Annotated in this window: 4 protein-coding genes; 1 reads left to right on the top strand and 3 read right to left on the bottom strand. The window is 56.8% G+C overall.

Going from position 1 to position 6628, the window contains the following annotated elements; all coding sequences use genetic code 11:
• Nucleotides 1-101: 101 nt before the first annotated feature.
• Together F8J34_RS02295 and F8J34_RS02290 are read right to left on the bottom strand one after the other, a co-directional pair.
• Nucleotides 102-281 (bottom strand): hypothetical protein, encoded by a 180-nt coding sequence (locus F8J34_RS02295; RefSeq protein WP_297056132.1) that lies wholly within the window; start codon nt 279-281, stop codon nt 102-104.
• Between the two features lie 232 nt (nt 282-513).
• A complete protein-coding gene (locus F8J34_RS02290; protein ID WP_297056130.1) occupies nt 514-1428 on the bottom strand; it encodes a hypothetical protein in 915 nt (304 codons plus the stop codon).
• 166 nt (nt 1429-1594) lie between these two features.
• On the opposite strand from F8J34_RS02290, the gene F8J34_RS02285 reads away from it, so the two are divergent.
• Nucleotides 1595-2683, top strand: coding sequence for an HDOD domain-containing protein (locus tag F8J34_RS02285; protein WP_297056128.1), 1089 nt, complete (start codon nt 1595-1597; stop codon nt 2681-2683).
• Here the strand turns inward: F8J34_RS02285 and fdhF are convergent.
• Nucleotides 2680-6438: a formate dehydrogenase subunit alpha gene (gene fdhF / locus F8J34_RS02275; protein ID WP_363315399.1), complete on the bottom strand. Its 3759-nt coding sequence runs from the start codon at nt 6436-6438 to the stop codon at nt 2680-2682. The genes F8J34_RS02285 and fdhF overlap by 4 nt on opposite strands.
• Nucleotides 6439-6628 lie beyond the last annotated feature (190 nt).

Here is a 6628-nt window from a genome sequence, read left to right as displayed (position 1 = left end):
TTATATTAAAGGGTAAAATAAAATTAAATAAAGAGCATTTTAAAGGGGGGCTTGCGCCCCCCCTTTAAAAGGTGGTGAAGAGGTGGAAAAGCTAAAACTTACTAAGCAGTGGCCGTGGCCACTCCCACCTCTTTCTCTTCCTTGGTAGAAGTATGCAGGGCCGTTCCCATGCGGGAAATAAAGGCCAGACCCGCGATCGCCGGAATAATGGCAAACGGGCCCAGCACCATAAAAGCTACTAACCCAAGGACAACCAGGATCAACTCTTTTAACCCCTTCATGACAACCTCCTTAAACCTTTATTTACTCCTTTAATAACAAGCCCGAAGGGACTTGTCAATACCAAACCAAAACTTCCTTTAAATATGGAAATTGAAAATTCCAGTTTAAGGGAAATATATCGACGACCAATAAATATGATTGGTAATATAAAAATCGGAAAAACAAAAGAAAATAAAAAGTAAAGCAGGGAAACTTTAATAAGCAAAATAAAAAGAAATGGGAGGCCACCTTTCATGGAATAAAGGATAAAACGGTGTGTTTATCTATCTGGTGAAAGATCCAAAGAGAAAATAAGACTGGAAAAATTATTACCAGAACGGATCCGGAGTAACGACGAAAAATTCGGGCAAAGGTCCACATGGACCAGCATTCCAGAGCGAAGGGAGGGAAGCCCAGATAGCCGGGAAGGGGCATCTCGAAGAGTTTTACCCGCATAAGCCAGGCCCAGGGGAGGGTATAGACCCACTTGGTGCCGGCCCAGTAATTCCACGATTCCCAGAAAAGGCCGCAGAGCAGACCGGCGAGAAGTAGCAGGAACGGACGCCGAAAAGACCCCTCCTCCAGATCGTAAAGCAGGGAATCCTCTCGAGCCAGGAGATAATTGATCGGCTCCAGGAGCAAAAAGGCCCATACCCAGACCAGAGAAAAAAAGTAGTGGGGATAGGCCACCGGCAGGATCAGAGTCAGAATACCCAGGAGGGTGAGCAGGGGAAAGGTTCGGGCGGGATCACCTAAGGGCCTGAGGGAATATCGGCCCGGAAGCACCCTTTCCAGTAGATCGTAGGTCTCAAAGATACCGGGAAGAACGGTGGCAAAGGCCAGAGTATATCCTAACCAGCGCAAAAATATGGACGATGGAACATTGATATAGGACCAATTCTTAAGAAAAAGGTTGAACCACTCAAAGATGAGCCAGAAGAAGACCGAGGTGGCACATAGGGCGGCAAACCCTCGCGGGGAAGAGGTAAGGCGGGATGTTCCCCGGAGTTTGAGGTTGAGCCAGTCGGCAAAAAGGATGTAGCTCCACCAGGCGAAAAGATAGAACCAGGTCTTCAGGAAGGGGCAGCCCTGGAGGAGCCCCCACCAGGCTCCCGCAAAGACCAGGACCGCTCCGGGGCCATAGATACGCTTGAGGAACCCTGTCATGCCCATTTTCTAAGTCTAAAGGTCCGGCGACGGGGAGACAAGCCGAGGGATCTTTATTTTACATAATATCCATTATCGGACATAGGTAACGGGGCTATCCCCAAAGTAACAAAACTTTCCTCCCTAAGGATTGACTCGGGCTTAAAAATATTCTAATAAAAAATTAATGCCCCTGAAATTTCTGTTTCTCTTTCTCCTGGTGGGTATCGTGCTCTATTTTTTCTACCGTCGCTTTGCGACCGGAGTTACCGTTTCCACCGAATCCACCGAAAATCGGTCCGAGACCCTTACCGATTACTCCTCCCTCCCGGGCCAGGAGTCCGGAACAGCCCCTGTATCCCCGCGGGAGGTCATCTCTTACGACCTCACTCGCTACTCCTGGGGCGCGGCCCCGGCCCAGGCGGAGGCAGAAAAAATCCTCCGGGATTTCCTTAAAGACGTTCCGCCTCCCCGAACCATCTCCCCCAGGCTGGAAGAACTCCTCAGCAATCCGGAATCCAACGTCCAGGAGATCGCCCGGATGGTCTCGCTGGACCCTCTTCTTACCGCGCAGATCCTTAAGGTGGCCAACTCGGCCTATTTCCGCCCCTCCGGAGCCCCCCGGATCAATTCCGTTCACCGGGCCATTATCCTCCTGGGATACAATTATCTGCGCGTGCTGCTACTGGAATACTTCCTCCGCAGGACCTTGGAAAAATGCACCTCCCTCCCTCCGCAGGAATTCTTAAAAATCTGGAAGCATTCCATCGAGGTATCCGCCATTCTGGGAAGCATCGCCCTTGCCCGCCGCTACGATGTAGGAGTCTATACCACCGCGGGTATCCTTCACGATATAGGAAAATTCTTCCTCCCTCTCTTTCCGTCCTCGCAGGAGTTTTCTTTCAGCCAGGGAGAGGAAGACCTGCCTCCCCTCAAGGAGGAGGAAATCCGTTACGGATTCGGCCATACTCTTCTCGGCAAACTGGTCGTTAAGACCTGGGATCTTCCCCCGGAGATAGAGGCCGCGGTGGGCTACCATCATCCGGTATCCAGGCTCGAGTTCCTGGATCTCCCTCCAGAGAGCCGAAAGATAGCCGCCTGGGTAACCCTGGCCGATCACCTGGCCCATCTTTACGGACGCTTCGGCGGAGACTATGTCTATGAGGTTCCCGGGTGGGTATATACCTTCCTGGGCCTCAAGTCTCCGGAAGGCCTGATCACCCGGGAACTCCTCTGGGGCCTTAAAAGGGCCTCCTCCCTGGCCGAGGCCCTTTAGGAGAGCTTCTCCAGTCTTACCGCCGCCACCTTATACTCCGGAGTGTGTACCTTCACGTCCATTCCCGCACTGGTGATCGTATTGGTCAGGGGATCCAGGAAATGAAAATCCATAAAGAGGGTTCCCACCGGCACCCGGGAGGTTACATGGACCCGGGCCACAATTTCTCCCCTGCGGCTGACGATCCGGACCTGATCCCGCTCCCTGAGTCTGAGACGTCGGGCATCCCGGGGATTCATCTCCACCAGCTCCTCCGGCAGAAGTTCCATCAGCCCTTCCACCCTTCGGGTCATGGAACCGCAGTTGTAGTGAAATAATCTGCGGCCGGTGATGAGAAGAAAGGGATAAACCTCGTCCGGTTCCTCCTCCGGAGGCCAGTACCGGGGGATGGCAAAACGGGCCTTGCCGGTGGGGGTGGCAAAATTCTGTTCGAACATGATCCCGGTTCCGGGATGATCCTCGTGAGGCACCGGCCAGCAGAGTCCCTGCTCCTCCAGACGCTCGTAGGTGATCCCGGCAAAGGTCGGCATAAGACGGCGCATCTCCTCGAAGATGTCCCTCGGCGAACGGTAGCTCATGGAATAACCCATGCGTTTGGCTATCTCCACCAGGATTTCCCAATCCGAGGGCAGATCCGCCGGGGGATCCACCAGTTTGCGAATCCTCTGAACCCGTCTCTCACCGTTGTCCGTGGTCCCCTCTTTCTCGAACAGGCAGGCCACCGGAAAAACCACATGGGCGAACTCTCCGGTTTTGGGAAAGAAGATGTCGTGAACCACCACCAGATCCAGGTTGATCAGGGCCTGGTGTACCATCTTGAGATTGGCGTGGGTCTGGGCCACGTCGTAGCCCACGATGTAAAGAGCCCGCAGGTTTCCGGAAAGGGCTTCCTGATACATCCGGGGTTCGGTGAGCCCCGGTCTCTGGGGAAGGGGGCGTCCCCAGACTTCCTCAAACTTCTTGCGCACCAGAGGGTCTTCTATCTTCTGATAGCCCGGAAGAACATAGGGAAGGGCCCCCATGTCGCAGGCCCCCTGGACGTTGTTCTGTCCTCGCAGGGGCATGGCTCCGGTCCCCGGACGCCCCACGTGCCCGCAGAGGAGGGCCAGATTGGCCAGAGCCATTACCCCGTAACTTCCACTGCGGTGTTCAGCCACCCCCAGCCCCCAGAAGATGAGGGCCCTTTCGGCCCGGGCATAAAGTCGGGCCACCTGTTCGATATAATCCTTGCGAATTCCCGTGATCCTCTCCACCCGTTCCAGAGGCCATTCGGTGAGGATATAGCGGGCGTAAGCCTCGAAATCCTCGGTGCGTTCCCGAATAAACTCCTCCCGGTAAAGGCCGTCTCGAAGGATCACATGGGCTATACCGTTGGCCAGGGCCACGTTGGACCCCGGACGCAGCGGAAGCCACAGGTCCGCAAGCGAGGCCAGTTCCGTCTTCCGGGGATCCACCACCACTAGCTTCAGCCCCCGGGAGAGGGCGTCTTTTATCTTGTAGGACACTATGGGATGGGCCTCCGAGGGATTGGCTCCCCATAAGATCAGAAGATCGGTTCGATATACCTCGTCGAAGGTTCCTGTGGCCGCGCCGGATCCGAAGGTGGCCGCGAGACCCGCGACCGAAGGAGCATGTCAGACGCGGGCTGGGTTATCCACGTTATGGGTCCCGATCACCGCCCGGGCGAATTTCTGAGCGATAAAGGTCTCCTCGTTGGTGGTTCGGGCCGAACACAGGACCCCGATGCTATCCGGACCGTAACGCTCCCGGATCTCCAGAAGTCTTTCCGCTACAAATTCAAAGGCCTCCTCCCAGGAGACCTCCCGGAAAGGCTGCCCCCGGTCCCTTCGAAGCAGGGGCTTTTTCAACCGATCCGGATGACGGTAACAGGTGTAACCGAAACGTCCCTTTACACACAAACGCCCGTAATTGGGGGGCACTGGCGCTCCGGTCACCTCCAGGATGGTTCCGTTCTTGACCCTGGCCAGGAGGTTACAACCGGTACCGCAATAGGGACACACCGTGCGTATCTCCCGTACCTCATTCCGGGAAAAGGGCACCGTGGAGTCCTTGCGGGTCAGAGCCCCGGTGGGACAGGCATCCACACAGGCCCCACAGGAGACGCAGTGCTCGGTAAAATTAAAGTGTATTTCTTCCTCCGGAGTCCCCTGGGCGTAAATCTTCAATTCCAGCCCTTCGTGCTGACAGCTTCGCACACACCGGAAACATCCCACGCATTTGTTGGGATCCACCTCTATAAAGGGATGTTCGGTCTGGAGGGGATATTTGGCCCGCACCCTTCCCCGGGCCGGTACATTTTCGCGTATCAGGATCTCCCTGAAGGTGCATTTATGAAAACCCAGACACCCGCATTTAAGACACCTTTCCGCCTCCCTGCGGGCGGCCTCCTCCGAAAGGGTCCCCACCACCTCCTGGAAATCCTCCTTGCGTTCCTGGGCCGGACGTTCCGCCGGTTTTTCGCGGGGAACCTGCGGGAACTGGGCGTAAAACTCCAGATCCATGTCTTCAGGGCGTCTCCCCCGGTTGAAATCGAACTTGACCGTGGGAAGGGTCTTTTCTTTTTTGATTCCCATAAGATAGGCATGGATGGCTTCGGCGGCCTTTCTTCCGGAGGCCACCGCCTGGATCACGGTCTTGGGGCCGGAAACAAAATCTCCCCCGGCGAAGATTCCGGGGATATTGGTGGCCAGGGTATTGCTTTGAACCTTGAGTTGTCCGGTGGGGGTAACCGCCAGCCGGGCTTCCAGTTCCCCGAAGGTCCTGAATTCGGTAAAGGATTCCTCACCCCAGGCCCGAACCACCCAGTCAAAGTTCCTTATCTCCCTGGTGTCCTCAAGGGGCATGATGCGCCGGGCCTTGGTCTTGGGATCGGGTTCGGAAAGCACGGTTCGAGCGATCTCCACCCGGAAGGCCTGGCCATTGCGCTCGATACGCAGAGGGATGGCCATGAGGAAGAGCTTTACCCCTTCGGCCTCGGCGGCGCGAATCTCCCTCTGGGGGGCCGGCATCTCCACCCGGGAACGGGGATAGATGAGAGTGACCTCGGCCCCCAGCCGCACCAGGGAACGGGCCGTATCCACCGCCGTGTAGCCTCCTCCCATGACCAGGATCTGCTGGCCCTTGCGGATGGGGATCTCCTCTCCCTTTTTCAGGCGATAGAGAAGGTCCAGACCGGAAAGACTGTTCTCTTCTCCCGGGATCTGGTGTTCCCTCTCCTTGAAGGCTCCCACCGCCAGGAACACGGCCTGATATCCCTCGGCCAGAAGATCCTTAAGGGTGAAATCCCTGCCCCAGGCCTGACCGGTGCGCAGCTCTATGCCCAGGGAAAGCAGTTGTTCGATCTCCCGGCGCAGGACCTCCCGGGGGATCTTGAACTCCGGAAGGACCCAGCGGGGCATCCCTCCGGCCTCGGATTCCTTTTCCAGGATGGTTACCTGGTGGCCCTTAAGCCGGAGATAATAGGCTGCGGTGAGTCCGGCCGGCCCGGCCCCCACGATGGCCACCCTTTTTCCGGTGGGAGGAGCCATCTCCACCCGGATGCCGCCACGCTCAAGGCCCCAGTCGGCCACAAACCGCTTGAGGTCGTTTATGGCCACCGGGGCATCCACCAGGGCCCGCCGACAGCGAGGTTCACAGAAACGGGGACATACCCTTCCCACCAGGGCCGGCAGAGGCAACCTCTCCTTGATCAGGGAAAGGGCCGCCGCATATTCCCCCCGGGCGATAAGAGCCACATACCCCTGAATGTTTAATCCTCCCGGGCAGGGTTGGCTGCACGGAGCCCGGCAGTCTCCGTAATGATTGGCTACCAGGGTTTCCAGAATCCTGCGTCGGGCCTCCTTGACCGGATCCGAATCGGTGCAGACCCGCCACCCCTCCCTTACCGGCGTGGTGCAGGCCCGAACCAGCCCCTCCCCCTCGACC

It is taken from the genome of Thermosulfurimonas sp., from assembly GCF_015491435.1.
GTDB lineage: Bacteria > Desulfobacterota > Thermodesulfobacteria > Thermodesulfobacteriales > Thermodesulfobacteriaceae > Thermosulfurimonas_A.
Note: the sequence above shows the minus strand (reverse complement) of the source record. Positions and strands in the feature narration are given on the sequence as shown.

Bases quoted from the DNA above. Each gene is read 5' to 3' on its own strand.
- F8J34_RS02295 (WP_297056132.1), bottom strand. From the start codon at position 281: ATGAAGGGGTTAAAAGAGTTGATCCTGGTTGTCCTTGGGTTAGTAGCT.
- F8J34_RS02290 (WP_297056130.1), bottom strand. From the start codon at position 1,428: ATGACAGGGTTCCTCAAGCGTATCTATGGCCCCGGAGCGGTCCTGGTC.
- F8J34_RS02285 (WP_297056128.1), top strand. From the start codon at position 1,595: ATGCCCCTGAAATTTCTGTTTCTCTTTCTCCTGGTGGGTATCGTGCTC.